Raw genomic sequence first — 26,408 nt, 5'->3', positions numbered from 1 at the left:
TTACTCCTGGACCGGAGCGGATCCGGTGATTTCGATTTCGACGATGGAAGGGGTGCCGCTGCGGCTGGCCTCGCCGACGGCTGCGGCAACCGCCTGCGGTTCCATCGGGACGCGGGTGTAGGGAATGCCGAAGGAGGCGGCGGCGGGGCCGAACTCCGGCGGGGTAGGGTCGCAGCCCACGACGGGGACGTCGACGGCTTCCATTGAGGTGGCGATCTCGCCGTAGCCGCGGTTGTTCCAGATCACGAAAGTGACAGGCAGGTTTTCGTCCACGGCGGCCATGATCTCCGGCAGCGAGAACTGGGCGCCGCCGTCGCCGGCGATGCAGACCACCGGGGTATCCGGGGCGGCGATGGCGGCACCAATGGCGGCGGGGATGCCGTAGCCGAGCGCGCCGTAGCCGGTGGCGGCGTTGAACCAGCCGCCGGGGCGGTCGTGGTCGTAGTAGAGGTTGCCGGCATAGATCGGCTGAGTGGAATCGCCCACCATCAGAGCATTTGGCACTGCGGCTCGCATGGCGTTCAGCACCTCGACCTGCGCGCGGTAGTCCGCTCCGATCTCTTCAAAGGCAGCGGCGCGTGTGTGCTCAGCGCGCGCCGCGCCCCGGCTTTGCTTCGGGGTTGCGGGCAAGGCAGCGAGCAGGGCGGAGATGGCGTCCTCCGCCCGGTTATGGATGGCGAGCTCTGTTTTGTGGCGGGCCAGTTGGTCTTTGCAGATGTCGACCCGGATCAGCCCGGCCATGGCAGCTATGCTGCCAGTGGCGTACATATCGTAGTCTGTCGGCCCCAGCTCCGTTCCCAGGGCCAGCACGCAATCGGCCTCCTCGATCAGTGCCCGGACGGCTTGCAGGCTGGGGCTGGCCGGAACGGTCAGCGGGTGGGCGTGCATCAACCCGCGGGCGTTGACGGTTTGCACTACCGGGGCGTCAAGGCGTTCCGCGAGCGTCTGGAGGTTCGCGTCGGCAGTCTTGGCACCGCCGCCGGCCAGGATCACCACTTTGCCCGCTTTGGACAGGCGGTCCGCGGCGTCGGAGATCTGGCCAGGGTCAAGCTGTGGCCGGGCGGCGGCGGGGGATGCCGGTCCGTCCTGAGACGCAGTGCCCGCCACGTCCAGCGGGATCTGGATGTGGGTTGGGCCGGGACGGCCGGCCGAGAAAGGGGTAAAAACGCGGTCCAACGCGGCTTCCAGCACCTCAGGCCGGGCGACGTGTTCGGAAGCCAGCGCCACGGTCTTGGCTAGCGCGTGCTGGTCGGGCAGCTCATGCAGGTGGCCGTGGCCCTTGCCGAGCGTATTGCTTGCGTTGACACCGGACACCACCAGCATCGGCACCGAATCCGCGCGGGCCTGGGCCATCGGGGTCAGCGTGTTGGTGAGGCCGGGGCCGGTGATGACAAAGGCCACACCCGGCTGGCCGGAGACCCTGGCATAGCCGTCGGCCATGAAGCCCGCGCCCTGCTCGTGACGGGGGGTGACATGGCGAATGCCGGAGGCGGCCAGGCCGCGGTAAAGCTCTACCGTGTGCACGCCGGGGATGCCGAACACGCAGGAAACGCCGCGCGCCTTCAGCCCTGCGACCAGGGCTTCGCCAACTGTCTTGCGGGTCATGCCGCGCCTCGTGCCTTGGAGTTCGCGTGCGCCACGATCCGGTCGAGGGCGGTCGCAAAGCTGGTGTCATCAATTGTCAGGGCAACGCGCACCCAGTCCTTGAGGCCTTCGCCGAAGGCGGAGCCGGGCATCACGGCAACGCCGCTGTTCAGCAGGTCCCAGGCATAGGCGTCGCCGTCCATGCCGGTTGCGGATACCTCGATCAGGGCAAACATGCCTGCCTCGGGGCGGTGGACGTGCAGCCGGGTCTCTCCATGCAGGCGCTGTTCCAGCAGGGCGGCACGGGCGGCAAAGCGGAACGCCATGCCTGCGGCCACCGAGGAGCCCTCGCGCACCGCCCTTTCGGTCATGTCGGCGATGAAGGGCTGGTTGCCGAACAGCATGGTCTCCGACACCGGCAGCAGGGCGGTGCAGAAGGCCTCCGGTCCGGCGCACCAGCCGCTGCGGAAGCCCGGTGCGGCGTGGGACTTGGAGATCGAGGAGACCGCGATCACCCGCTCTGCGAGGGCGGGATCGGATAGGGGCGAAACGAACTCCGCGCCCTCGAATACCAGCTGCTCATAGACCTCATCCGAGATGATCCATAGATCGTGCTGTACTGCCAATTCGCCGATTTCGCGCAGGTCCTGCGGGGCGAGAATGGCGCCGGTCGGATTGTGCGGGGTTGTCAGCAGGATGGCGCGGCTGCGCGGGGTGATGCGCGCTGCAATGTCACTGGCTTGCATCCGGAACCCGGCCTCCGGGCGCAGCGGCACCGGCACCATCTCCGCTCCGGAGGCGCGGATCACACCCTCGTAAGTCGCATACATGGGGTCGCCTACCAGCACTTCGGTACCGGGTTCGGCCACGCCTTGCAGCACTGCGTAAAGCGCGGTTTGGGTTCCGGGGAAACAGAGGATGTTTTCCGGTCCGAACTCCCGCCCGCGGCTGGCGCTGTAGGATTCAGCCAATGCGGCGCGCAGATGTGCCTCGCCGCGGCCGTCGGAATAGCCGGTGCGGCCTGCGTGCATTGCCTGCGCAGCGGCTTCCACCAGTTCCGGCGGGGTGGGCACGTCCGGTTCACCGATGGTCATCTCCACAAGGTCGGCACCGGCCGCGGCCATCTGCCGGGCCTTCAGGTGCACTTCCCATTTGCCGCCGCCCAGTCCGGCCAGCCGTTCAGTGATTGCTGTCAGCCTCATGTCTTTTCAGCCTCCTGCTCCAAATTCAAACCTGTTATTGCGGCAACCGACTGCCGTCCGATGTCTGCCAGTTCACCCGGCGCAAAGGCGTCCGGAAGGGCGCCGCCCTCCAGCCACAGGCCGTCGATCACCGCATTGCAGGCAATCGCCAGTTGGCGCAGCCGGGCGGATGCGGCCGGGTGGCCGGCTTCCTCCAGCGCGGCGGCGATCAACCCCTCCAGGTGGTCGCGGAAGTAGGCATAGGTGCGTTCGTGTGTGGCCTTCATCTGCGGGTCCTGCTGCACCTTGTTGAGGAAACTGGCCCAGAGCGCGATGGACCGTGGATCCACAACCGGCGGCGTCAGCGAGGCATTCACAAAGGCGGTGAGCCTGGCCAGTGCTGTACCGTCCACCCCCGCCGCGGGGGCAAATGTCTGATCGGTCATGGCGGTCATGTGGTGCTCGTAGGCGGCGATGATCAGCTCTTCCTTTGAGCTGAAGTAATGCCGGATCAGCCCCTGGGTGACGTCGGCGCGCTGGGCAATGCCCCGCACCGTGGCGCCGCGCACGCCGTTCTCCGCCACCAATTCCAGGGTGGCGAGGATCAGCGCTTCCTTCCGCGCCTCGGCGGATTCGCGTTTGAATTTGCGGCGCTCGTCGGTCACCTCAGCTCCTGCTTTTTTGCTTGGCGGAGAAATTATACACTTGCATAATTACTCGAGTCGCGGCTTACTGCAATCGGAAAATTCGGGAAGACGCAAAGATGGACACAGTCGCAGCAGCCGCATCAGCTCCGGAAACCGATACGCGCCGGGAGGCGATCCGGGTCGAGGATCTGCACAAGTCGTTCGGCAATCTGGAAGTGCTGAAGGGTGTTGATCTGACCGCGCATCAGGGGGATGTGGTGGCGCTCATCGGCGGCTCCGGGTCCGGCAAGTCCACCATGCTGCGCTGCATCAATTTTCTGGAGACGCCGAGCTCCGGCAAGATCGTGATCGGCGGCGAGGAAGTGGTGATGCGGGGTGATGGCAGCCCGGCAAACCAGAAGCAGATCGAACGCATCCGGACCAAGCTGGCGATGGTGTTCCAGCAGTTCAACCTGTGGACCCACCGCACGCTGCTGGAGAACGTGATCGAGGTGCCAGTGCATGTGCTGAAAGTGCCCAAGGCCGAGGCCGTCGCGCGGGCGCATGAGCTGCTGAACCGGGTGGGGCTGGGCGGCAAGGAGGACACTTATCCTGCCTATCTGTCCGGCGGCCAGCAGCAGCGGGCGGCGATTGCCCGGGCGCTGGCGGTGAACCCGTCGGCGATGCTGTTTGACGAGCCTACCTCGGCGCTGGACCCGGAACTGGTGGGCGAGGTGCTGACGGTGATCCGCGACCTGGCTGCCGAGGGGCGCACAATGCTGCTGGTGACCCATGAAATGAAGTTCGCACGCGAAGTCGCGAACCACGTTGTCTACCTGTACCAGGGCCGCATCGAAGAGCAGGGGCCGCCTGCCGAGGTCTTTGGCAACCCGCAATCAGACCGGCTGAAGCAATTCCTGAGCTCGGTCGCCTGATCCTCTACCACCAAAATAAAAACCAACTGGGAGATTAAGATGAAACTGAAAGCATTGCTTACCGCAGCCACCACGGCTGCCGCTCTGTCCGCTGGTGCCGCGGCTGCGGAACAGGTGAAAATCGGCATCGCTGCCGAACCCTATCCGCCGTTTGCCTCGCTCGACAGCTCCGGCAACTGGGTCGGCTGGGAGGTCGAGGTGATTGGCGCGGTCTGCGCCGCGGCTGAACTGGACTGCGTGATCACGCCGGTGGCCTGGGACGGTATCATTCCGTCGCTGACCGGCCAGCAGATCGACGCCATCATGGCCTCCATGTCGATCACCGAGGAGCGGATGAAGACCATTGATTTCTCCGATCCCTACTACAACACCCCGGCGGTGATTGTGGCGGACAAGTCGATGGACATTGCGCCGACACCGGAATCTCTGGCGGGCAAGATTGTCGGCATCCAGGCCTCGACCATCCACCAAGCCTATGCGCAGGAATACTTCAAGGATGCGGAGCTGAAGGTTTACCAGACCCAGGATGAAGCCAACCAGGACCTGTTTGCGGGCCGCATCGACGCGACCCAGGCGGATAGCATCGCAATGGCGGATTTCGTCGGGTCGGACACCGGCGGCTGCTGCGAGATCAAGGGCGCGGTGGCGGATGACCCGGCGATCCTGGGCCGCGGTGTCGGCGCTGGCGTGCGCAAGGGCGACGACGCGCTGCGCGAGGCGCTGAACAAGGGTATCGCGGCGATCCTGGCCGACGGCACCCACGAGAAAATCACTGCCAAATACTTCACCACCAGCATCTACTAAGGTGCTGCCGTGACCGGACTGTTCGAACTACTGGGCCTCGGCGCCAGCGCAGAGCTGCTGTCGCTGTCGGGCTGGGGAGGCAACCTGTTGCGCGGGCTTGCCAACTCCCTGCAGATCGCCTTTGGCGCTTTTGGGCTGGGGCTGGTGATCGGGCTGTTCGGGGCCTATGGCAAACTCTACGGCGGGAAGGTCACGCGTGATCTTCTCGCCATCTACACCACGGTGATCCGGGCGGTGCCGGAACTGGTGCTGATCCTGATCCTCTATTACGTGGGCAGCGATATCATCAACAAGATCTCCGAGGCGATGGGTGGCGGTCGGGTCGAGATCAACGGCGTTGCGGCCGGCATCTGGGTATTGGGCGTGGTGCAGGGGGCCTATGCCACCGAAGTGCTGCGCGGCGCCATTAAGGCGGTGCCAGTGGGGCAGATCGAGGCGGCGAAGTCCTACGGGATGCCGGCCTTCATGATCATGCGGCGGGTGACGATCCCGGCGATGATGAGCTTTGCGGTGCCGGGGTTAGCGAACCTTTGGCTGATCGCCACTAAGGACACCGCGCTGCTGGCAGTGGTCGGATTTAATGAGCTGACGCTGGAAACCCGCCAGGCGGCGAGCAGCACGCGGGCCTATTTCACCTTTTTCCTGGCGGCGGGCTTTCTGTACCTGATGGTGACGCTGTGCTCTGGCGCGGTCTTTGCCCGGGTGGAGAAATGGGCAAGGCGCGGCCAGCCCTCGCTGAAGGGAGGCACGCGATGATTGGCCTGAAGGACCTGATGCAGCCGCACCGCATCGTGATGATGCTGGTCTTTGCGGCGATGGTGATCTGGTGCGCCTTTGCGCTGCGCTGGGACTGGATCCCGAAATACGCGCCCTTGGCGCTGGAAGGGCTGTGGGCCACGATCTGGATCCTGGCGGTCTCGACCTTCCTTGGCTTCCTTTTGGCAGTGCCGCTGGGATTGGCGCAGGCGGTTGGCCCCTGGTATCTGTCCATTCCGGCCCGTACTTTCTGCACCATCATCCGCGGTACGCCGCTCTTGTTGCAAATCTGGCTGCTCTATTACGGGCTGGGCTCACTGTTTCCGCAGTTCCCATGGATCCGCTCCTCCGAGCTGTGGCCCTACCTGCGGCAGGCCTGGCCCTATGCGGTGCTGGCGCTGACCCTGTCTTATGCGGGCTATGAGGGCGAGGTGATGCGGGGCGCGTTCTCCGGCGTGGCCAAGGGGCAGCTGGAGGCGGCCAAGTCCTTTGGCATGCCGCGCTTCACCATGTTCCGCCGGATCTGGCTGCCACAGGCGGTGCGCAATGTGCTGCCGACCTTGGGCGGCGAAACCATCCTGCAGCTGAAAGCAACGCCGCTGGTGGCGACGATCACGGTGGTGGAGATCTATGCTGTATCCTCCCGTGTGCGGGCCGATACATTCATCGTTTATGAGCCGCTGCTGCTTCTGGCTGTTGTCTATATGGCCATCGCAGGGGTGATTGCTTTGGCCTTCCGGCGGCTTGAGAAAGGCTGAAATGCCGGGGGGTTAGGCCGTTCCGGGGGCGGCCGGAGAATGTCCCAAAAAATCAGGTTTATCTGACATACATCAAATTGCGGCGCTGCTGTTCCCAGTAGTGTCGGCGGCGAATGCAGCAAGAGAATCTTGTAACAGATGCCGCGCACCCTTTTCACATCTTCCGCCTTTCGCGCCGGGTTTGCCCGGCGGCTGGCAGGGCTGTGCGCGGTTATCATGCTGGTGCTGCAGGTGGCCTTTCCCGGTGCGGGGCAGGCAGCTGTCGGTGGCGAGATGATCGAGATCTGCGGCGAGTTTGGCGTGGTGGAGATTCAGGTTGCCGCCGAGGACAGCCAAGAACAGCAGGATTGCCCCAAGTGCAGCACCTGCGCCCTGTGCGCAGCTGAAAACGGGGCCGGGCCGGTGAGCCCGCAGCCATCCGGCATCAGCCGGACGGCAGTTTGTGCTGTGCTGCTGCCCGCGGGCACTGCAGTCCAGTCCAACCCGGCGCAATACTGGCATGAGGGCCGCGGCCCTCCGCTGGTGACCAAGATAGAATCCGAACGCGCACCCAGCGCGTCCGTGGCAGCCACTCAAAGCAAAGGAGAGGCGCCATGGTCCTGACACGCGCCTTCCGGGGCTGGCTGACAGCCCTTGTGATGACACTCACCGCTGTATGTGCGGTGACAGCCGAGGCAGACAGCCTCGACTCTTTCCTGACAGAACTGACACCTGCTGATCTGGTGCCCGGCGCCGAGGCATTTGGCCCGGTGCGCGCCGATGTGCCGGTGGCGCCAGTGCTGAAAGCGGGCGAAACGGTCGCCTACGCCTTTCTGACCTCCGATTTTGTCGGCACCACCGGATACAGCGGCAAGCCGATCCATGTGGTGGCCGCGATCGACACCGATGCGGTGCTGACAGGCGTAAAGCTGGTCAAGCACTCCGAACCTATCGTGCTGATCGGCATCCCCAATTCCAAGATGGTCAAGCTGACCGAAGGCTACGCCGGGCTCGACCTCAAGGCTGAGGCGGTGGCGGGCGGCGATGCCCATGACCTCGACATTATTTCTGGCGCGACGGTGACGATAATGGTGATCGATGACAGCCTGGTGCGGGCGGGCATCAAGGTGGCCCGGGCGCTGGGGCTGGGCGGGCTGTCACCGGTCCAGCCGGACGGGCCGAAGCGTGAGGTTGACATGACCCGCGAGGAGGTCGCGGACTGGACCATGCTGGCGGGCGACGGCTCTGTGCGGCGGATGACGCTGGACGTCGGCCAGATCAACGCGGCCTTTGAGGCCACCGGTGACCAGCGCGCGATCCGCCGCCGTGAGCGCGGCGCGCCGGACGACACCTTCATCGACATGCACATGGCTCTGGTTTCGGTGCCGTCGATCGGCAAGTCGCTGCTGGGCGAGGCGGAGTACCGGAACCTGAAGTCCTGGCTGAAGGAGGGCGAGCACGCCATCCTGGTGCTGGGGCGCGGAAGCTACAGCTTCAAGGGTTCGGGCTATGTCCGCGGCGGTATCTTTGACCGGATCCAGATGATCCAGGGCGATGCCTCGGTGCGGTTCTTTGACCGCCAGCACAAGCGGCTGGGAGAGCTGGCCACGGCGGACAGCCCCAGCTTTGGCGAGCTGGACTTGTTCAAGATCCTGGCAGATGCGGAGTTTGATCCTGCTGAGCCGTTCCGCCTGCAGCTCTTGGTGCAGCGGTCGGTGGGCGCGCTGGAGCGGGCGTTCCTGACTTTTGATTTGGGCTATAAGCTGCCGGAACAATATCTGCTGCCCGCCGCGCCTGCGCCCAAAGTTGTGGAGGACGACACCGGCGAAGCTGCTGCCAAAGCGGCGCTGTGGCAGCGGATCTGGAAGGACCGCACCGTCGAGATCGGTGTGCTGGGCGTGATGCTGCTGGTGCTGACAGGGGTGTTCTTCTTCCAGTTCCAGGCGACCGTGAATGCGCGCACCTTCTACTGGTTCCGCATCGGATACCTGACCGTCACCCTCGTGTTCCTGGGCTGGTACGCCAATGCGCAGCTGAGCGTGGTGAACCTGATGGCGCTGGCGGGGTCTTTGCGCAGCGGCTTTTCCTGGGATGCCTTTTTGCTGGATCCGCTGGTGTTTATCCAATGGTTTGCGGTTGCTGCAGCACTGCTGTTCTGGGGCCGGGGCGCCTATTGCGGCTGGCTGTGCCCGTTCGGCGCGCTGCAGGAGCTGACAAACAAGATCGCCCGCGCCTTCAAGGTGCCGCAGATCACCCTGCCGTGGGGGCTGCATGAGCGCCTGTGGCCTGCGAAATACATGATCTTCCTCGGCCTGTTCGGCATCTCGATGGTGTCGATTCCGCTGGCGGAAACCTACGCCGAGGTGGAACCGTTCAAGACCGCGATCATCCTGAAGTTCGTGCGCGACTGGCCGTTTGTGGTCTTTGCCGTGGCGCTCTTGCTGGCCGGGTTGTTCATAGAACGCTTCTACTGCCGCTACCTGTGCCCGCTGGGCGCGGCGCTGGCGATCCCGGCGCGGGTGCGGATGTTCGACTGGCTGAAGCGCTACCACGAATGCGGCCACCCCTGCCAGACCTGTGCCAACGAGTGCCCCGTTCAGGCCATCCACCCAACCGGTGAGATCAACCCGAACGAATGTGTTGACTGCCTGCATTGCCAGGTTCTGTACCAATCCGAAGCCAAATGCCCGGTTGTGATCAAACAGCTGAAACGCCGGGCCAAAACCGGCAGCCCGGGGCCGGATGTAACTCTGGGCCGGCCGCCGGCCAATCACCCCAACGCGAACAGGATCAAAGTTTCCTGAAGGAGGACATCATGTCTGAAGACCTGAAAAACAAACTGCCCGTCACCCGCCGCGGCCTTCTGGGGGCCACTGCCTCCGGCGCCGTTCTGGCGGCGACCGGTGCCGGTTCCGCACTGCTGGGCGCGAAGCCTGCGCAGGCAGCCGGTTTCGGCCTGGAGCCCGGTGAACTGGATGAATATTACGGCTTCTGGTCGTCGGGGCAGACTGGCGAACTGCGCATCATGGGCGTGCCGTCCATGCGCGAGCTCATGCGGGTGCCGGTGTTCAACCGCTGCTCGGCCACCGGCTGGGGGCAGACCAACGAGTCGCTGAAGATCCTGACCGAAGGCCTGCTGCCGGACACCAAGGAATTCCTGGCCGCCAACGGCAAGGTCACCTATGACAACGGCGACCTGCACCACCCGCATATGTCGTTCACCGACGGCACCTATGACGGCCGCTACCTGTTCATGAACGACAAGGCCAACACCCGCGTTGCCCGCGTCCGCTGCGACGTGATGAAGTGCGACAAGATAATCGAGATCCCCAATGCCAAGGACATCCACGGCCTGCGTCCGCAGAAGTTCCCGCGCACCGGCTATGTCTTTGCCAACGGCGAGCACGAAGCGCCGCTGATCAACGACGGCCAGATCCTGGATGATCCGTCGCAATACGTGAACATCTTCTCCGCCATCGATGGCGACACCATGGAAGTCGCCTGGCAGGTGATCGTCTCGGGCAACCTGGACAACACCGACTGCGACTATCAGGGCAAATACGCCTACTCGACCTCCTACAACTCGGAAATGGGAATGACCCTGGCCGAGATGACCGAGAACGAGCTGGACCACGTGGTTGTCTTCAACATCGCAGCCATCGAGGCAGCGATTGAGGCTGGCGAGTATCAGGAGCTGAACGGCGCCAAGGTGGTTGACGGGCGCAAGGGCGCGCCGGGCAAGCTGACCCGGTATATCCCGATCCCGAACTCGCCGCACGGCATCAACACCGCACCGGACAAGAAGCACGTCTGCGTCAACGGCAAGCTGTCGCCGACCGTCTCGGTGATCGACGTCGAGAAGCTGGACGCGCTGTTTGATGCGGATGCCGACCCGCGCTCGGCCATCGTGGCGGAACCGCAACTGGGCCTTGGTCCGCTCCACACCGCCTTTGACAACCGCGGCTATGCCTACACCACCCTGTTCCTGGACAGCCAGGTGGTGAAATGGGACATCGCCAAGGCAATCGAAGCCTACGCAGGCGCCGACGTGGACCCGATCATGGACAAGGTCGACGTCCAGTACCAGCCGGGCCACAACTCCACCTCCATGGGCGAAACCGCCGAGGCGGACGGCAAGTGGCTGATTTCGATGAACAAGTTCTCCAAGGACCGGTTCTTGAACGTGGGACCGCTGAAGCCCGAGAACGAGCAGCTGATCGACATTTCCGGCGACAAGATGAAGGTGGTGCACGACGGCCCGACCTTTGCCGAGCCGCATGACTCGATCATCGTTCACCGCTCCAAGGTGAACCCGGCGAGCACTTGGCAGCGCAACGACCCGATGTGGGAAGATGCGCGCAAGCAGGCCGAGGCGGATGGCGTCGATCTGGACGATTATCAGGACACCATCATCCGCGACGGTGACAAGGTTCGGGTCTACATGTCCAGCCAGGCGCCGAACTTCAGCCTTGAGAAGTTCACCGTCAAGCAGGGCGACGAGGTCACCGTCTATGTCACCAACCTGGATGATATCGACGACCTGACCCACGGCTTCTGCCTGTCGAACTTCGGCATCGCGATGGAGGTCGGGCCGCTGGCAACTGCCTCGGTTACTTTCATTGCCGAACGTCCGGGCGTGCATTGGTACTATTGCCAGTGGTTCTGCCACGCGCTTCACATGGAGATGCGCGGCCGGATGCTGGTTGAGCCGCGGAGCGCTTAAGCCATGAAACGGCTCCTGCCCATATCCCTGGTTGCGGCCCTTGCCGGCCTGGCGCCTGCGTGGGCGGCGGATTGGGATGTGCCCAACCGGGCAGGGGCCATCGCTGAGACACTGGCGCAGGCGGTGGATGGCGACACCCTCCGCCTCGCCGCCGGCGAATATGCCGAAACTCTGGTGCTGGACCGGCCTGTCACCCTGGACGGGCAGGGCCACGCCACATTGGACGGCCGGGGGCTGGGGTCGGTCATCACGGTGACCGGCCCCGGCGTGACCGTGCAAAACCTGACGGTTGTCGGCTCCGGCTCCTCGCATCAGGAGATCGACAGCGGCATCAAGCTGACCAAGACCGCGAAGGCACCGCGGATCCTGAACAATGTGCTGCTGGGCAACCTTTACGGCGTGGACATACACGGCGCCAAGGACAGCCTCGTGCAAGGCAACCGGATCGAGGGCCGCCTGGACCGGCACATGAATGCCCGCGGCAACGGGGTCTATGTCTGGAACGCACCGGGCGCGGTGGTGGATGGCAACGACATCCGCTTTGGCCGCGACGGGATCTTTGTGAACAGCTCCAAGAAGAACACGTTTACGAACAACACCTTCCGCGATCTGCGTTTTGCCGTGCATTACATGTACGCTGACAATTCCGAGGTGTCGGGCAATGTCTCGATCGGCAATCACCTGGGCTATGCCGTGATGTTCTCCAAACGGGTCAAGGTGACCGGGAATGTCTCGCTGAATGACCGCGATCACGGGGTGATGCTGAACTACGCCAACCAGGGCGAGGTGCGCGGCAATTATGTGAAGGGAGCCAAGGATAAGTGCACCTTCCTCTATAACGCGCACAAGAATGATTTCTCCGGCAACTGGTTCGAGGGCTGCGGGATCGGTATCCATTTCACCGCCGGCAGCGATGGGAACCGGATGGTTGGGAACGCCTTTGTCGGCAACCGGCATCAGGTGAAATTTGTCTCCACCAAATGGGTGGAGTGGAGCGAGGAGGGCCGTGGCAACTACTGGTCCGACTTCGCAGGCTTTGACGTGGACGGAAATGGCATCGCCGATGCGCCCTACCGTCCGAATGACAGCATGGACCATGTGCTGTGGACCCAGCCGGCGGCGAAACTCTTGATGGGTTCGCCCGCGGTGCAGCTGGTGCGCTGGTCGCAGTCGGCGTTCCCGGCGCTGCTGCCCGGCGGGGTGATCGACAGCCACCCGCTGATGCGGCCGGAGCGGCCCGGAGCCGCCAGAAAGGTTGAACAAGATGGATAACGCAAACAGCCCGCTGCAGATCCGCGCGCTGGACAAGTTCCGCGGCAGGACCCAGGTGCTGCATGGCATCGACCTGGACATCGCGCCGGGCGAGCGTCTAGCTCTCTTGGGTCACAACGGCGCGGGTAAGTCGACGCTGATCAAGGCAGTACTGGGCCTGATCCGGCATGAGGGCGGCAGCATCCGCATTTGCGGTGCAGCCCCCGGCAGTGCTGCGGCGCGGGCCGCCACCGCCTTTCTGCCAGAGGCCGTCAGCTTCCACCCGGCGTTGACCGGGCATGAGCAGCTGTCGCTGTTTGCCCGCCTGGCCGGCGAACGCGCGGACATTGACGGCCTCTTGCAACGGGTTGGTCTGGGCGAGGCGATGCACCGCCGCATTGGCGCCTATTCCAAGGGGATGCGGCAGCGGCTGGGCTTGGCGCAGGTGCTGTTGGGTCGCCCGAAGCTGGCGCTGCTGGACGAGCCGACCAGCGGGCTGGACCCGATCTCGCGGCAGGACCTTTACGCGATCATCAACGAACTGGCCGAACAGGGCGCAGCGGTGCTGATCGCCTCCCACGCCCTGACCGAGGTGGAGGCGCGCACCGACCGCATCGCCATCCTGCGCAAGGGCGTGAAAGTGGCGGACGACACGCTGGCGGGCCTGTCGGCCCAGGCCGGGCTGCCGGTCAAGCTGCGGGTGCAGGCCAGCGGGGCAGAGGCTGACCGGATCGCTGCCCAGACCGGCGGGCGGCGGATCAACGGCGCCTCGGTCGAGATCCTGTGTTCACCGCAGGACAAGATGGCCGAGCTGCGCAAAATCGCCGCCATGGGTGACGCGGTGGCCGATATCGACATGGTGCCGCCGCGGCTGGAAGACCTCTATCGCCATTATTCCGGGGAGGACCGCAAATGAGACGTGCCTTTGCCATTGCCCGTGCCGAGATGCTGATCCTGCGGCGCAACCGCTGGCTGTTCATGGCCACGCTGATCATGCTGGCCTTTGCGCTGGCGCTGTCCTTTGCCGGATCGGCGCCGACGGGAACGCTGGGGGTGGACATGCTGACGGTCTCGGTAGCTTCGATGACAACGCTGTCGGTCTACCTGGCGCCTTTGCTGGCGCTGATGATGGGGTTTGACGCGGTGGCGGGCGACCGCGACCGGGGCAGCCTTGCTTTGCTCTTGGCCTATCCTGCTGGGCGGGCAGAGATCCTCTTGGGCAAGCTGATGGCGCATCTGGCAGCCCTGGCGGTTGCCATGATCATTGGCTTTGGTGCGGCGGGTGCGGTTGCCGCCTGGTTCGGCGGCGCGGGGCCGGAGAGCCTGATGGCACTGGGGCGGCTGGTGCTGACCTCGATCCTGCTGGGGGCGGTGTTCCTCGTGCTGGGCTATGCGTTGTCGGCGCTTAGCAGCAGTGCAACTGCCGCGGCGGGTCTGTCTGCGGGTGTGTGGCTGGTGTTTGTGGTGCTCTATGACCTTGGCCTGCTTGGGGCCGTAGTGATGGACAGCGGCGGGATATTCACCCAGAAGATTTTCCCGTGGGTGATGGTCGCCAACCCGGCGGATGCCTTCCGGCTGTGGAATGTGGCGGCCTCGGAAAGCGTGGCGCTGTCCAGCGGCATGGCTGGCGCGGCGAGTGCGCTGCCCGCCTGGGCCGCGCCACTGTCGCTCTTGCTATGGCCCGCGCTGGGCTTCCTGCTGGCCTGCGCTGCATTCCGGAGGGTGGAGCCATGAAACGCCTGATCCTTGCTGCCGCATTGGTGCTGTCTGCCTGCCAGGAGGAGGAGGCCAAGGCGCCGCCTGCTCCGGTGGAGCTGACAGAGGCGGCGCTCAGCTACTTCTGCCAGATGAATGTCGCTGAACACGGCGGACCCAAGGGACAAATCCATCTGGACGGTTTTCCGGCACCCCTGTTCTTTGCCCAGGTGCGCGATCTGGCGGCCTATGTGAAAAGCCCGGAACGGGATGCGGATATCACTGCCATCTATGTGAGCGACATGGGCGCGGCACCAAGCTGGGAACATCCTGGCACCAAGAATTGGATCGATGCCAGGCAGGCGCATTTCGTGGTCGGTTCCAACGTCGCCGGCGGCATGGGGGCGCCGGAAGTCGTCCCCTTTGCTTCGCCTGAGGACGCCGCGCGGTTTGCTGAGCGCTATGGTGGCTCTGTCGCCGGGTTCGAGGGTATACCTGACGAGGCCGTGCTGGGGCCGGTTGATCTGGACCAAAGGCTGGAGACGCCGTCCTGAGCGGTTCGACGTATTGCCTCAGGCGGTCTCCGGCTGAAGCCGCATCTCAGCGGCGATAGCGTGGCCTTCCATCCCTTCCATCCGGCTGATGCGGGCGGTGCGCTGGGCCAGCTCATGCGAGGCGGCGGCGTTGCAGCGCTGCCAGGTGACGGTCTTTGTAAACTTGTGCACCGAAAGCCCGCCGGTATAACGCGCAGCACCGCTGGTGGGCAGCACGTGGTTGGGACCTGAGGTCTTGTCGCCGAAGGACACTGTGGTCTCCTTGCCCAGAAACAGCGAGCCATAGGCGGTGAGACGGTCCAGCCACCAGTCCAGGTCCTCTGCCTGCACCTGCAGATGTTCGGGGGCGTAGCGGTCAGCCACCAGAGCGGCCTCTTCCCGGCTGCCGCAGAGAACCACCTCAGCGCGTTCGTGCCAGGCGCGGTGGGCGGCGGAGAGGTTGGGTTCGGGAAGCTGATCAATCAGCGCCTGCGCGCGGGCCATCACACCCTTGGCCAGCGCTTCGCTGGTGGTGACCAGCCAGACCGGGCTGTCGGCGCCGTGTTCGGCCTGGCTGACCAGATCCCAGGCGACGGTTTCCGCATCGGCGGTGTGGTCGGCGATGACCAGAGAGTCGGTGGGGCCTGCAAACATGTCGATGCCGACTTCGCCGAACAGCATCCGCTTGGCCTCTGCCACAAAGGAATTGCCGGGCCCGACCAGGATGTCGGCCGGCTGGGCGCCGAACAGGCCCCGGGCCATGGCGGCTATGCCCTGCACTCCGCCCAAGTTCAGGATCAGGTCGGCGCCGCAAAGGTCCATGGCATAGATGATGGCGTCGGGAATGCCGCTGCCGGGCCGTGGCGGCGAGACTGCGGTGATGTGCGGCACGCCTGCCACCTTGGCAGTGGTGATGGTCATCAGTGCGCTGGCGATATGGCTGTAGCGGCCGCCCGGCACGTAGCAGCCGGCACTGGAGACCGGGATCTGCTTTTGGCCCGCGATCAGGCCGGGGATCACTTCCACTTCGCATTCACCCATCGTGGCCTTCTGCGCTTCGGCAAAACGGCGGATGTTGGCATGGGCGAACTGGATATCCTCCTTGAGCTGATCCGCAACCCGGTTGCAGGCGGCACGGCGCTGGGCGCCGGTGACTACGATGGGTCCGGTCCAGCCGTCGAGCTTTTCCGCGTAGCGGCGCACGGCGTCCTCTCCCTCGCGCTGAATGTTGGCGAGCATTACGGCGACGGTGTCGCGGATATCGCTGCTTTCAGCGGCGGGGCGCGCCGGTGCCTGTTTCAGATAGGTGATTGCCATGTTTCCAAATTCCTCGAACAGCCGCCGGATGTGCAGGAAGCGCACAGCGCGGATTGCGCCTAAGACAGCGGCTGGCGGGCCGGACGGTCAAGCCGTGACCCAAGGGTTTCGAAAAACACGGATGTTTGTTTCTAATTGCCCTAGCGGTCAGCCTGCGCCTGAAGGCAGAGTCCGGAATTCCTCGCCCAGCCAAGGAAAGCGCTGGATGATCGGATCGGTAAAGTGATGCCGCAGGGACTTCTGCAGGGCCTCGTGAATTAGCTGCGACGTGGCGGCGGGATAAACGCTGGTGGTGAACAGGGACACTGTTCGGGCAAAGCTTTTACCTGGGAAGCGCACCACTTTGACTTTTTCGTGGAAGCGCTGGGCGCGGTGGTAGCTGGCGGCGGTGGTGATGGTCCAGCCGCTGCCCTCGGACACCAGGCCGATGATCGACTGGTTGCATTCCAGCTCGAACCGGTTGGGCAGCGAGATCTTGAGCCGGGTCAGCTGGGTCTCGATCTGCTTGCCGATGGTGTGGTCGCGGGAATAGCGCAGGAAGGGCAGCGGCGCATCCGGTTTGGTCAGTTCCTCGACACTGCCGGTGTATCCCGCGGGCACCACCAGAATGAACGGATCGCGCATCAGGGGGTACTCGATCAGATCCGGCAGCAGCCCGGCCGGGCGGGTCGCAACGCCTGCATCCAGTTTCTGCTCCTGCAGCTTTCCGATGATCTCATGGCTGGGCCGGGTGTAGTGGCGGAAATTGCAGCGGGGCAGGGCGGTGGAGAGGAACTGGAACAGCTCCGGGCCAACCTCATTGTCGAAATCATCGAGCAGCGCCATCCGCAAGTCGGTGGCGTGCTGCCAGCTGCCGGACCGGATTTCCGCTTCGCCGCGCTTAAGCGTCATCAGACCCTCATAAACATAGCGGGCAAAGACCACCCCGGCGGGTGTCAGCCCCATCGGGCGGCGGGTATGGTCCACCAGATCAACGCCAAGCGCGCTTTCCAGGCTGCGCAGATGGTTGGACACGGTGCTGATCGACAGCCCGGTTTCCGCAGCGACCTTCTGTATCGACCCGGATTTTGAGATCAGCTGAAACACTTCCAGCCAACGCAGACTCAGCGTCTTTTGCATATGCGGTCCTCCCTTGCGGTTTGCATATGCTATCCGCGGAAATGCACCAATACATCCGAAAAAATCGAAACTAGGTTTTACTTTCGCTGCAAGTGTAATTTTATTCTACAGCGAAATGTCTTCCCGGATATGGTTTGCCGTGCAAAAATCAAAGCCTTGAGGCCCGCGCAGAACGGGTCCGGCGTGACAACTGGGAGAACCATTAATATGATCAAAAAGTACCTGCTTTCAACAGCCTGTGCGGCGGCTGCCGCGATTTCCGCGACGTCGGCGTCGGCGCTGGACGAAATCACCGTGGCCTATTTCCTGGAATGGCCGATGCCCTTCCAGTTTGCCAAGGCCAACGGCACCTATGAGGAAGAGATGGGTGTCAAGATCAACTGGGTGTCCTTCGATACCGGCACGGCGATGTCGGCGGCGATGGCTTCGGGCGACGTTCAGATTGCCGTGAGCCAGGGCGTGCCGCCGTTTGTGGTAGCAACTTCCGCCGGGCAGGATCTGCAGGCAGTGGACGTGGCGGTGAGCTATTCCGACAACGACAACTGCGTGGTGGCCGAAGCGCTGGAGATCGACAAAGACAGCGCCGGTGAGCTGAACGGCAAGAAAGTCGGCGTGCCGATCGGCACCGCAGCGCATTACGGCTTCCTGTCGCAGATGGCGCATTTCGGCGTTGACGTCGGCTCGATGGAAATCGTCGACATGGCGCCCGCGGACGGTGCGGCGGCCTTTGCCCAGGGCAACCTGGACATGGTCTGCGGCTGGGGCGGCGCGCTGCGGCGGATGCTGGAGCATGGCAACGTGCTGCTGACCGGTGCGGAGAAGGAAGAGCTGGGCATCCTGGTGTTCGACGTGACCAGCGCGCCGGCCGGTTTCGTCGAGTCCGAAGGGGCGCTGTTGAGTCAATTCCTGAAAGTGACCGCAGACGCCAACGCCATGTGGAACTCGGGCGACCGCAAGGACGAGATGCTGCCGGTCATTGCCAAGGACGCCGGCATGGACCTGGCCGATGCCGAGGCCACGATCGCTACCTTCAGCTTCCCGTCAGCAGAAGAGCAACTGTCGGAGAAATGGCTGGGCGGCGGCGCGCAGAACTTCATGAAGGGCGTGGCCGACATCTTTGTGAATGCGGGCAGCATCGAAGCGGCCCTGGATTCCTACGATGGGGCCGTCAATGGCGCCCCGCTGGCAGCAGCGCAGAACTGAGCCGCGCAATTTGACTATGTCGAACGGCCCGGACCTCGGGCCGTTTGCATCCAGGGTTGCAGGGCGAATGCCGCAAGGCCCTAACAGGAAGGGGAAAAGATGTCGGGACTAGACATCAAGAGTGTCTCCATGCGTTTTGACCTGCCCAACGGCAGTTCGGTCCAGGCGCTGAAAGACGTTTCATTGAATTTGCAGGCGGGGGAGTTGCTGTCGGTGCTGGGGCCATCGGGCTGCGGCAAGACCACGCTGCTGAACATCCTGGCGGGCTTCCTGGCCCCTACCGAGGGCGCTGTGGAGCTGAACGGCCATGTGGTCACCGGGCCGGACGCGGAGCGCGGGATGGTGTTCCAGAAGGGCGCGCTGTTCGAGTGGATGAACGTGCGCGACAATGTGGAATTCGGGCCCCGCATGAAGGGCATGGGCAAGGCGGAGCGGGAGAAGATTTCCGACCACTTGCTGGAAATTGTCGGCTTGCAGGACTTCAAGGAAAAGGCGGTTTATGAGCTGTCCGGCGGTATGCAGCAGCGTGTGGCTCTGGCCCGCTGCCTGGCGAATGAGCCGGATGTGATCCTGATGGATGAGCCGCTGGGCGCGCTGGACGCGCTGACGCGGGAAAAGATGCAAGGTTTGGTCCTGAAGCTATGGAAGGAGACCGGCAAAACCATCATCCTGATCACCCACTCGGTGGAGGAAGCCTTGCTGCTGGGTGAGCGGCTGATCGTGATGGCGCCGCGGCCAGGACGCATCCACCGCGAATACCAGCTGCCCTTTGCCGAGCGCGGGGTGAATGCCGACCTGCGCGACGTCAAGAAATCCGAAGGCTTTGCCGAGACCCGCGATGAGATCCTCTCGATGATCTGGGAGATGGAAGAGGAAATCATGGGCCGGACGGAGCAAGTGGCATGACAGTCCTGATTTTCTATATCGCGCTGTTTGCCGGGGCCTTTTTCCTGGTGCATCTGATCCGCCGCGGAATGCAGTCGCGGCATGACTTCACCAGCCTGAAGACCGTGACATTCGGCGACGAAAGCGCCGTGAGCCCGGACCGGGCGGCGTCGATCATTTCAGTTCTGGTGATCTTTGTGATCTGGGCGGCGTTCACTGGCTCCAAGCTGTTTCCCCTCCATGTGCCGGGGCCGTTTAGCGGGGAAACAAGTTTTACCTACACGCTGGAAAACGCCGAAGGCAGCACCGACGATGCGGAGGTCGTGGTCCGGGTGGCCGGGTTCGGCGAGGAAAGCCCCAAGTTCGAGGTGGACCCGGGCAACGGTTTTGCCAAAAACGATGGTTTGGCGGCACAGGCCGGGAGGTCAACCACCCTGATTTTCGATCGCAATGACGACGCCAAACGCAAGGAAGGCGCCAAGGTGGTGGCGATCAACGGGGAGCCGATCGGGCCGGGAACGGCCGTGGATACCGGCGATGGCACCGTGTCGCTGACCGGCAAGGGTGCGATCAGCTTTACCCCCAGTGCCGGGATGCAGATGAACCCGATCTGGCTGCCGGCCCCGGAAACTGTGGTGGCGCGGTTCTTTGAAATCGCATCCGAAGGGTATCAGAACTTCTCGCTGTGGCAGCATCTGGGCTGGTCGCTGGCGCGGGTGATCGCCGGGTTCGTGACCGGTGCGATTGTCGGCATTCCGCTGGGCTATGCGATGGGTCTTTCAGGCTGGTTCCGCGGCTGGTTCGACCCGATTGTCGAGTTCATGCGCCCGGTGCCGCCGCTGGCGCTGATCCCGCTGGTGATCATCTGGTTCGGCATCTGGGAGACCGGCAAGATCGTCCTGCTTTTCCTGGCTGCACTCTGGATCATGACGATTGCCGCGCGGGCCGGGGTGTCCGGGGTGAACATCTCCAAGATCCACGCGGCCTATTCACTGGGCGCCTCCAAGTGGCAGATCATGCGCCATGTGATCGTGCCGAACTCACTGCCGGAAATCTTCACCGGCGCGCGGGTGGCAATGGGGGTCTGCTGGGGTACGGTTGTGGCTGCCGAACTGGTTGCCGCGCAGAAGGGCGCGGGCATGATGATCATCGCCGCGTCCAAGTTCCAGCTGACCGATATCGTGATCATGGGCATCGTGCTGATCGGGATCATCGGCTATGGCATCGACATCCTGATGCGCAAGGCCGAGAACTGGCTGGTGCCGTGGAAAGGCCGCAGCTGATCCTAGCTGCAAGACAAATGAAAACGCCCGGGGAAATCTCCGGGCGTTTTGCTGTTTGGGGAGGCATCAGCCGCGGATGTGATCGAAGCCGGGGTCATAGGGCGATGGGGCGATAACTGTCGCCGCGACCAGATTGCCGCAGAGGTCGAGTTGCATGCTGCTGCCCTCTGCCGCCAGGTCCGGTTCAACAAATGCATAGGCCAGGTTCATCCCCACCCGGTGTCCCCAATCGCCGGAGGTCACGGTGCCCACAACCTTGTTCCCCTGCATCAGCGAGGCGCCGCCATGGGCCGGGGCGTTGGTGGCATCAACCTGCAATGTGACCAGCTTCTTGCGGTCGCCTTCGGATTGGCGTTTCAGCAAGGCTTCGCGCCCGATGAAATCGCCTTTCTCCAGCTTCACGAAACGGTCCAGCCCGGTCTCGAACGGATCGAATTCGGTAATCAGGTCGGCTTTCCAGTGCAGGAAGCCTTTCTCCATCCTCATCGACTCGACTGCGCGGGCGCCGAAAAGTTTGAGCCCGTGCTCCTCACCCGCCTTCCGCAGCGCCAGATAGGCGGCAAGGAGCGAGGCGTTGGGGACATGGATCTCATACGCCAGTTCGCCAGAGAAGCTGACGCCCATCACCGTGGCGGGCGCGAAGCCGATGAAGCATTCGCGCACCGACAGCCAGGGGAAGGCCGTTGCCGACCAGTCGCCCCGGGCGCAGGCTGCGAGCACGTTCCGTGCCCGGGGGCCGGCCAGGACCAGGATGGTCTGGTCATTGGTGAGGGAGCGGATCTGCACGTCTTCGCCGGGCCGGATGTGCTGGCTGAGCCAGTCCATGTCGTGGAATTCGCTGGCGGCGGCGGAGCCATACCAGACACGTTCGGGGCCTCTGTCAGAGGCGGGGAGGTTAGCAACGGTGGCCTCGCCAATGACCATGCCATGGTGGTTCAGCAGGTAGCCAAGCCCGACGCGGCCCGCGCGTTTGGTGACGGTGCCGCAAAACATGCGGTCGAGGAAGCTGTGCCGGTCGGCACCGGTGATCTCGAACCGGTTGAAGCCATTGACCTCGGCCAGGCCCACGTTTTCCTGGACGTTTTTTACTTCCGCCGCGACCACGTCGAATGCCTCGTCGAAGTTGAAGGTGAGAGAGGGGTGGAAATCCGGCGAGGGCTTGATGTACTCCACCCGCTCCCAGCCGTTCACCACGGTGAACTCGGCGCCCTCCGCGGCCAGCACCGGCGTCAGCGCAGTTGTCTTGGCCGGACGGCCCGCCGGGCGGTGCTCATGCGGGAAGTGGAAGCGGAATTCGTTCTGGTAGTCTTCAATGGCCTTCAGCGCGGTCAGTTCCACATTGGCGTGGGTAGTGAAGCGGCGCGGGTCGATGCACCAGGTGTCATAGCAAGCCTCCCCATGCACGATCATCTGCGCCAGCAGCCAGCCGTGGCCGCCGCCTTCGCCGAGCCCGGCGCGCAAGCCGATGGCGCAGAAGGCGTTGCGCTTGCCCGGGATTGGGCCGATCAGCGGCGCACCGTCGATGGTATAGGTGATCGGGCCATTTACAATCGAGCGGATGCCGGTTTCGCGGAGCGCGGGCATCCTCTCGAACGCGCCCTCCAGCACGTCCATCACCCGTTCCAGATCGTCGGGGCAAAGGGCGTTCACAAAGTTCGGGTCGATCCCGTCCATGCCCCAAGTCTTGCAGTCTTGCTCATAGAAGCCGATCAGCAGCCCGTTCTTTTCCTGGCGGCAGTAGTAGTCGGAGATCGGGCAGCGGATCAGCGGCATCCGGCGGCCTGCGTCGATGATGCCCTGGATGTCTTCGGTCAGGAAATACTGGTGCTCCATCGAGGCGACCGGGTGGTGCACACCCATCATCGCGCCCACCTCGTTCACCCGGTAGCCGCAGGCGTTGACGACGATGTCGCAGTCGATGTCGCCTTGTTCGGTGTGCACGGTCCAGGTGTCGTCCTTGTGCTGGGTGAGGGCGGTGACGGGCGTATTGCGGTAGACCTCGGCACCGGCCTTGCGCGCGTGATAGGCCAGCGCCTGGCACAGCTGGGCCGGGTCGATATCACCGTCCAGCGGGTCCCAAAGGCCGCCGATCAAGTTGTCGGTGGAAATCAGCGGATGGCGGCGGGCGCATTCTTCTGCGTCGATCACCTCGAAATGCACGTTCATACCGCGGGCCATCGAGGCGAAATGACGGTAGCCCTGCATCTGTGCCTCGGTATTGGCGAGCCTGATGCCGCCGTCGCCGTGGTGGTAGTTGATCGGGTATTCCGGGTTTTCGGCCAGCGATTTGTAGAGGTTGATCGAGTGCGTCTTCAGCCCCACCATCGTTTGGTTCATGCCGAAGTTCGTCACCTGTGCTGCGGAATGCCAGGTGGTGCCGCTGGTCAGCTCGTTGCGTTCGACCAGGACGACATCGCTCCAGCCTTCCTGAGTGAGGTGGTAGAGGGTGGAGCAGCCGGCGATGCCGCCGCCGATCACCACAACCTTGGTGCGCGATTTCATGGGAATGAGTCTCCGGATTGATCTGAGGCGACTAAGCGCCCGGGGGCAGGCGGCGGCAATGCGGCCGGCTGTATTTTGCAAAAATTCGGAAACCCTCTTGCGGAATTTGAGAATACCACGGCCGCGATTGCCAGCCGGAGGCCGCGGCAGGAACAGTGGAACCGGGATTTGCCGCAGGAGGCCGCGAGATGGAAGAACAGCGGACCAAGAGAGGCGGGCGCCGGGAGCGGCTGGTGCAGAGAGCGGCCAAGCCGGTTTTTGATCCGTGCCCGCCCGGCCAGATTGGCGGCGCTTACAAGCCGCTGACCCAGACGGAGCTGGAGCGGATCTACAGCACGGCGCTGGATCTTCTTACCAAGCTGGGCATGGGAGAGGTTCCGCCACGGCTGCACGCTGATCTCTTGGCCGTTGGGGCCAAGGATGATGGCGCCGGGCGGGTGCTGTTCCCGCCGGTTCTGGTGGAACGGGCAATCGACCAGGCGGCCAAGACATTCGTGCTGCACGGGCGGGACGAGAGCCGCTCAATCACCGTGGGCGGCAATGCGGTGCATTTCGGCACCGGCGGCGCGGCGGTGCAGACGCTGGACTTGGAGAGCGGGCTCTACCGGCCCTCGACCCTGAAGGACCTGCACGGCTTCACCCGGCTGCAGGACAGGCTCGCCAATGTCAGCTGGTTCACCCGCTGCTGCGTGGCGACCGATGTGCCGGATAACTATGACCTCGACGTGAACACCGTCTATGCGCTTCTGAAGAACACGACCAAGCCGGTGGCAACCTCTTTCACGCTGGCTGAGCATGTGGATCCGATTGTGGGGTTGCTGGATATCGCCGCGGGCGGCCCTGGTGAGTTTTCCAAACGCCCCTTCCTCAAGGCGCATATCAGCCCGGTGATTTCGCCGATGCGCTATGGAGAGGATGCGGTGGACGTCGTCTATGAGTGCATCAAACACAATATCCCGGTATCCTGCATTACCGCTGCACAGGCCGGGGCGACCGCGCCCGCGACGCTGGCCGGCTTTTTGGCGCAATCTCTGGCCGAGACCCTGGCAAGCCTGGTGATGGTGCATGCGATCCAGCCGGGTTTTCCGATGGTGTTCTCCAACTGGCCCTTGGTGATCGACCTGCGTACCGGGGCATTTTCCGGCGGCAGCGGCGAGACGGCGGTGCTGAACGCGGCCTCGGCGCAGCTGTCAAACTGGCTGGGGCTGCCCTCAGGCGTGGCCTGCTCAATGACCGATGCCAAGGCAATTGATGCGCAGTACGGGATGGAAAAGGGACTGACCTCGCTGGCGGCGGCGCTGGCGGGGGGCAACCTGATCTATGAAAGCTCCGGCATGACCGCGTCCCTTCTGGGCGCAAGTTTCGAGGGGTTTGTGCTGGATGACGAGATGCATTCACACACCTATAGAGCCTTACGCGGGATAGAGGTGAGCGAGGAAAACCTCGGGTTCGAGGCAATCTGCGAAGCGGTGCTGGGAGAGGGGCACTTCCTAGGCGGCCAGCATACCTATGCGGCGATGGAGCGGGATTACTTCTACCCGTCACTGGCCGACCGGGATGAGCCGCGCACCTGGGCAGAGAAAGGCGCCCCGGATGCCTGGGCACAGGCGCGGGCAAAGGCGCAGGAGATTTTGCAGACACACCGGCCCGAATACCTGAGCGCAGCGCAAGACAAGGAGATCCGTTCGCGGTTCAGGATCCTTTGAAACGCCGGAACCTCAGGTAATCAGGGTAAACCATTTTTCCAGCCACGGGGCGGTCCCGTGGAACGGCTTGATGGCATGTTCCGTGATCAGCGTGCGCATCCGGCTGTCCACCAGATCCAGGATCGAGCGGGAGCAATCCGGCGTCGAAACGATAGCGAGGGTGCGGGAAAAGCTCTTGCCGGGGAATGCCACCATCTTGAGCTTGGGCTGGAACCGCTTGGCGCGGGAGAACAGCAGCGGCGTGGTGATGGTCCAGCCGGCGCCCGCGGCAACCATGGCCATCAGCGTCTGATTGCTGGCGCATTCAAAGCGGTGCGGCAGCGACAGCCCCATGCGGCGCAGCTGGGACTCGATCTGCCGGGCTATGATCTGGCTGCTGGTGAACCGCAGAAAGGGCAGCTTGCTTTTCCCTTCGATCACCTCCTGCAGCAAGTGCTCACCGGCTTTGGGCAGCACCACGACAAAGGGATCACGCAGCAGCGGCTTGTCCTGCAGGTCGCGCAAACGTTCGGCGGGGGTGGAGGTGACGCCCAGATCCAGCTGCCGGTCGCGCAGCATGGCCAGGATCGCGTGGCTGGAGTCGGTGTGATACATGAAATCGCAGCGGGGCATGCTGGCGGAAAGGAAAACCGCAAGCTCCGGCATGATGTCGCTGTCGAAATCCTCGATCGTACCAAGCCGCAGATAGCTGGCCTCGGAAATATTACCAGCCGAGGCTTCCGCCTTGGCCTTGCGGATCGCATGCAGGGCATCGCCGATATTGCGCAGGAAGACCTGCCCCTTGGGCGTCAGCACCATGGGGCGGCGGCTGTGGTTGAACAGCTCCACCCCCAGATGCTCTTCGAGATTGCGCAGGTGGTGCGAGATGGTGCTGACCGACAGGCCGGTCTCGTCAGACACGTCCTGCAGCGACCCTTTTCGGGCGGTGATCTGAAACAGTTCCAGCCCCTTGAGACTCAGGTCCTTGCGGGCGGTTTGCTTCGGCATGGCGTATTCCTTGCATGCTCAATGGGTTGGATCACGAGTCTTCGTAAAAAATCAGAATATTGATAGCAATAAATTGGAACGGCTTGTTCTGCGTTCCCGCAGTGCAGCGGCGTGGAAGCGCCTGCGCTCTTGACGGCCTGCGGTCCGGAGCAGTTTCGCAGCCCGATCCCGTCAGGGGAGAGCCGAAGCTATGGCTGCCCGGAAAAAGCATACTCGGCCGTTGACGGCCCGCCCGGCCGGACCCGCACTGCCGGGTTAACGGTGTGGCTGACAACACATGAATATGTCGCGAATGGCCGCTAACTGTGCTGAAACTGGCGTCATGTTGAGAAAGTTCATGGGCAATCTGGTCTTATCTTTTTTCCAAACTGTCACTGTCGGAGCGCTGCAAGCCTCCGCAAGGTTTCACCGTTCAAAACAACAATAATAACAAATACCAGTCCAAAGGGAGAATTGTACAAATGACTGTAAAGGCTACTGTTTCACGGCGTTCGGTATTGCGGGGTGCGGGGGCTGCGGCTTTGGCGGCGCCGCTTTATGCGAAAAGCGCGCTGGCGTCGTCGGGGGAGATCAACATCCTG

Annotated in this window: 22 protein-coding genes; 15 read left to right on the top strand and 7 right to left on the bottom strand. The window is 63.5% G+C overall.

The window, feature by feature from the left end; translation table 11 throughout:
• Genes ACFMBG_RS18120 through ACFMBG_RS18110 form a run of 3 tightly spaced genes read right to left on the bottom strand, consistent with a single transcriptional unit; the run spans nt 1 to nt 3,430 of the window.
• Entirely contained in the window at nt 1-1,605 is a 1,605-nt protein-coding gene (locus ACFMBG_RS18120) for a 5-guanidino-2-oxopentanoate decarboxylase (RefSeq protein ID WP_421056105.1), read from the bottom strand.
• Nucleotides 1,602-2,786, bottom strand: a complete 1,185-nt coding sequence (locus tag ACFMBG_RS18115) for a pyridoxal phosphate-dependent aminotransferase (protein ID WP_421056104.1) — start codon at nt 2,784-2,786, stop codon at nt 1,602-1,604. Before ACFMBG_RS18115 ends, ACFMBG_RS18120 begins: the two co-directional genes overlap by 4 nt.
• Nucleotides 2,783-3,430 (bottom strand): TetR/AcrR family transcriptional regulator, encoded by a 648-nt coding sequence (locus ACFMBG_RS18110; protein ID WP_421056103.1) that lies wholly within the window; start codon nt 3,428-3,430, stop codon nt 2,783-2,785. The genes ACFMBG_RS18115 and ACFMBG_RS18110 overlap by 4 nt, the downstream gene beginning before the upstream one ends.
• 98 nt (nt 3,431-3,528) lie before the next feature.
• On the opposite strand from ACFMBG_RS18110, the gene ACFMBG_RS18105 reads away from it, so the two are divergent.
• The 11 genes from ACFMBG_RS18105 (at nt 3,529) to ACFMBG_RS18055 (ending at nt 14,846) form a co-directional block, all read left to right on the top strand.
• Nucleotides 3,529-4,326 carry an ABC transporter ATP-binding protein gene (locus ACFMBG_RS18105; RefSeq protein ID WP_421056102.1) on the top strand — a complete coding sequence of 266 codons (798 nt, stop codon included), beginning with the start codon at nt 3,529-3,531 and terminating at the stop codon, nt 4,324-4,326.
• 39 nt (nt 4,327-4,365) lie between these two features.
• Complete coding sequence (locus tag ACFMBG_RS18100; protein WP_421056101.1) at nt 4,366-5,130, top strand: transporter substrate-binding domain-containing protein; 765 nt, start codon at nt 4,366-4,368, stop codon at nt 5,128-5,130.
• Between the two features lie 9 nt (nt 5,131-5,139).
• Nucleotides 5,140-5,886 carry an ABC transporter permease gene (locus ACFMBG_RS18095; RefSeq protein ID WP_421056100.1) on the top strand — a complete coding sequence of 249 codons (747 nt, stop codon included), beginning with the start codon at nt 5,140-5,142 and terminating at the stop codon, nt 5,884-5,886.
• On the top strand, nt 5,883-6,644 hold the full coding sequence (locus ACFMBG_RS18090) for an ABC transporter permease (protein ID WP_421056099.1): 762 nt from the start codon (nt 5,883-5,885) through the stop codon (nt 6,642-6,644). Before ACFMBG_RS18095 ends, ACFMBG_RS18090 begins: the two co-directional genes overlap by 4 nt.
• 138 nt (nt 6,645-6,782) lie before the next feature.
• On the top strand, nt 6,783-7,247 hold the full coding sequence (locus tag ACFMBG_RS18085; protein ID WP_421056098.1) for a hypothetical protein: 465 nt from the start codon (nt 6,783-6,785) through the stop codon (nt 7,245-7,247).
• A complete protein-coding gene (locus tag ACFMBG_RS18080) occupies nt 7,238-9,427 on the top strand; it encodes a 4Fe-4S binding protein (RefSeq protein ID WP_421056097.1) in 2,190 nt (729 codons plus the stop codon). The genes ACFMBG_RS18085 and ACFMBG_RS18080 overlap by 10 nt, the downstream gene beginning before the upstream one ends.
• Before the next feature lie 11 nt (nt 9,428-9,438).
• The gene (gene nosZ / locus ACFMBG_RS18075) at nt 9,439-11,346 is read left to right on the top strand and encodes a TAT-dependent nitrous-oxide reductase (RefSeq protein WP_421056096.1); all 1,908 of its coding nucleotides are present in this window, start codon (nt 9,439-9,441) and stop codon (nt 11,344-11,346) included.
• Nucleotides 11,347-11,349: 3 nt separating this feature from the next.
• Nucleotides 11,350-12,618: a nitrous oxide reductase family maturation protein NosD gene (locus ACFMBG_RS18070; protein ID WP_421056095.1), complete on the top strand. Its 1,269-nt coding sequence runs from the start codon at nt 11,350-11,352 to the stop codon at nt 12,616-12,618.
• Nucleotides 12,611-13,513: an ABC transporter ATP-binding protein gene (locus tag ACFMBG_RS18065; RefSeq protein WP_421056094.1), complete on the top strand. Its 903-nt coding sequence runs from the start codon at nt 12,611-12,613 to the stop codon at nt 13,511-13,513. Before ACFMBG_RS18070 ends, ACFMBG_RS18065 begins: the two co-directional genes overlap by 8 nt.
• Entirely contained in the window at nt 13,510-14,331 is an 822-nt protein-coding gene (locus ACFMBG_RS18060) for an ABC transporter permease (protein WP_421056093.1), read from the top strand. The genes ACFMBG_RS18065 and ACFMBG_RS18060 overlap by 4 nt, the downstream gene beginning before the upstream one ends.
• Nucleotides 14,328-14,846: a nitrous oxide reductase accessory protein NosL gene (locus ACFMBG_RS18055; RefSeq protein ID WP_421056092.1), complete on the top strand. Its 519-nt coding sequence runs from the start codon at nt 14,328-14,330 to the stop codon at nt 14,844-14,846. Before ACFMBG_RS18060 ends, ACFMBG_RS18055 begins: the two co-directional genes overlap by 4 nt.
• An 18-nt stretch (nt 14,847-14,864) precedes the next feature.
• Here ACFMBG_RS18055 and hisD read toward each other — a convergent pair whose 3' ends face one another.
• On the bottom strand, nt 14,865-16,142 hold the full coding sequence (gene hisD, locus ACFMBG_RS18050) for a histidinol dehydrogenase (protein WP_421056091.1): 1,278 nt from the start codon (nt 16,140-16,142) through the stop codon (nt 14,865-14,867).
• A 147-nt stretch (nt 16,143-16,289) separates the two neighbouring features.
• Nucleotides 16,290-17,261, bottom strand: a complete 972-nt coding sequence (locus ACFMBG_RS18045; RefSeq protein WP_421056090.1) for a LysR family transcriptional regulator — start codon at nt 17,259-17,261, stop codon at nt 16,290-16,292.
• A gap of 207 nt (nt 17,262-17,468) precedes the next feature.
• On the opposite strand from ACFMBG_RS18045, the gene ACFMBG_RS18040 reads away from it, so the two are divergent.
• The 3 genes from ACFMBG_RS18040 to ACFMBG_RS18030 all read left to right on the top strand — a co-directional run bounded on the left by ACFMBG_RS18040 (nt 17,469) and on the right by ACFMBG_RS18030 (nt 20,632).
• On the top strand, nt 17,469-18,464 hold the full coding sequence (locus ACFMBG_RS18040) for a taurine ABC transporter substrate-binding protein (RefSeq protein WP_421056089.1): 996 nt from the start codon (nt 17,469-17,471) through the stop codon (nt 18,462-18,464).
• Between the two features lie 99 nt (nt 18,465-18,563).
• Nucleotides 18,564-19,370 carry a taurine ABC transporter ATP-binding protein gene (locus tag ACFMBG_RS18035; RefSeq protein ID WP_174145832.1) on the top strand — a complete coding sequence of 269 codons (807 nt, stop codon included), beginning with the start codon at nt 18,564-18,566 and terminating at the stop codon, nt 19,368-19,370.
• Nucleotides 19,367-20,632 (top strand): ABC transporter permease, encoded by a 1,266-nt coding sequence (locus ACFMBG_RS18030; protein ID WP_421056088.1) that lies wholly within the window; start codon nt 19,367-19,369, stop codon nt 20,630-20,632. The genes ACFMBG_RS18035 and ACFMBG_RS18030 overlap by 4 nt, the downstream gene beginning before the upstream one ends.
• Before the next feature lie 66 nt (nt 20,633-20,698).
• On the opposite strand, the gene ACFMBG_RS18025 is transcribed toward ACFMBG_RS18030, so the two are convergent.
• Nucleotides 20,699-23,134, bottom strand: a complete 2,436-nt coding sequence (locus ACFMBG_RS18025) for a GcvT family protein (protein WP_421056087.1) — start codon at nt 23,132-23,134, stop codon at nt 20,699-20,701.
• 188 nt (nt 23,135-23,322) lie between these two features.
• Between ACFMBG_RS18025 and ACFMBG_RS18020 the strand changes: the two genes are divergently transcribed.
• A complete protein-coding gene (locus ACFMBG_RS18020) occupies nt 23,323-24,840 on the top strand; it encodes a trimethylamine methyltransferase family protein (RefSeq protein ID WP_421056086.1) in 1,518 nt (505 codons plus the stop codon).
• A 12-nt stretch (nt 24,841-24,852) separates the two neighbouring features.
• Here ACFMBG_RS18020 and ACFMBG_RS18015 read toward each other — a convergent pair whose 3' ends face one another.
• Complete coding sequence (locus ACFMBG_RS18015; protein ID WP_421056085.1) at nt 24,853-25,827, bottom strand: LysR family transcriptional regulator; 975 nt, start codon at nt 25,825-25,827, stop codon at nt 24,853-24,855.
• Nucleotides 25,828-26,408: the final 581 nt, after the last annotated feature.

This window comes from Leisingera coralii (genome assembly GCF_049056525.1).
GTDB lineage: Bacteria > Pseudomonadota > Alphaproteobacteria > Rhodobacterales > Rhodobacteraceae > Leisingera > Leisingera coralii.
This window is presented reverse-complemented; position numbering and strand designations above follow the sequence as displayed.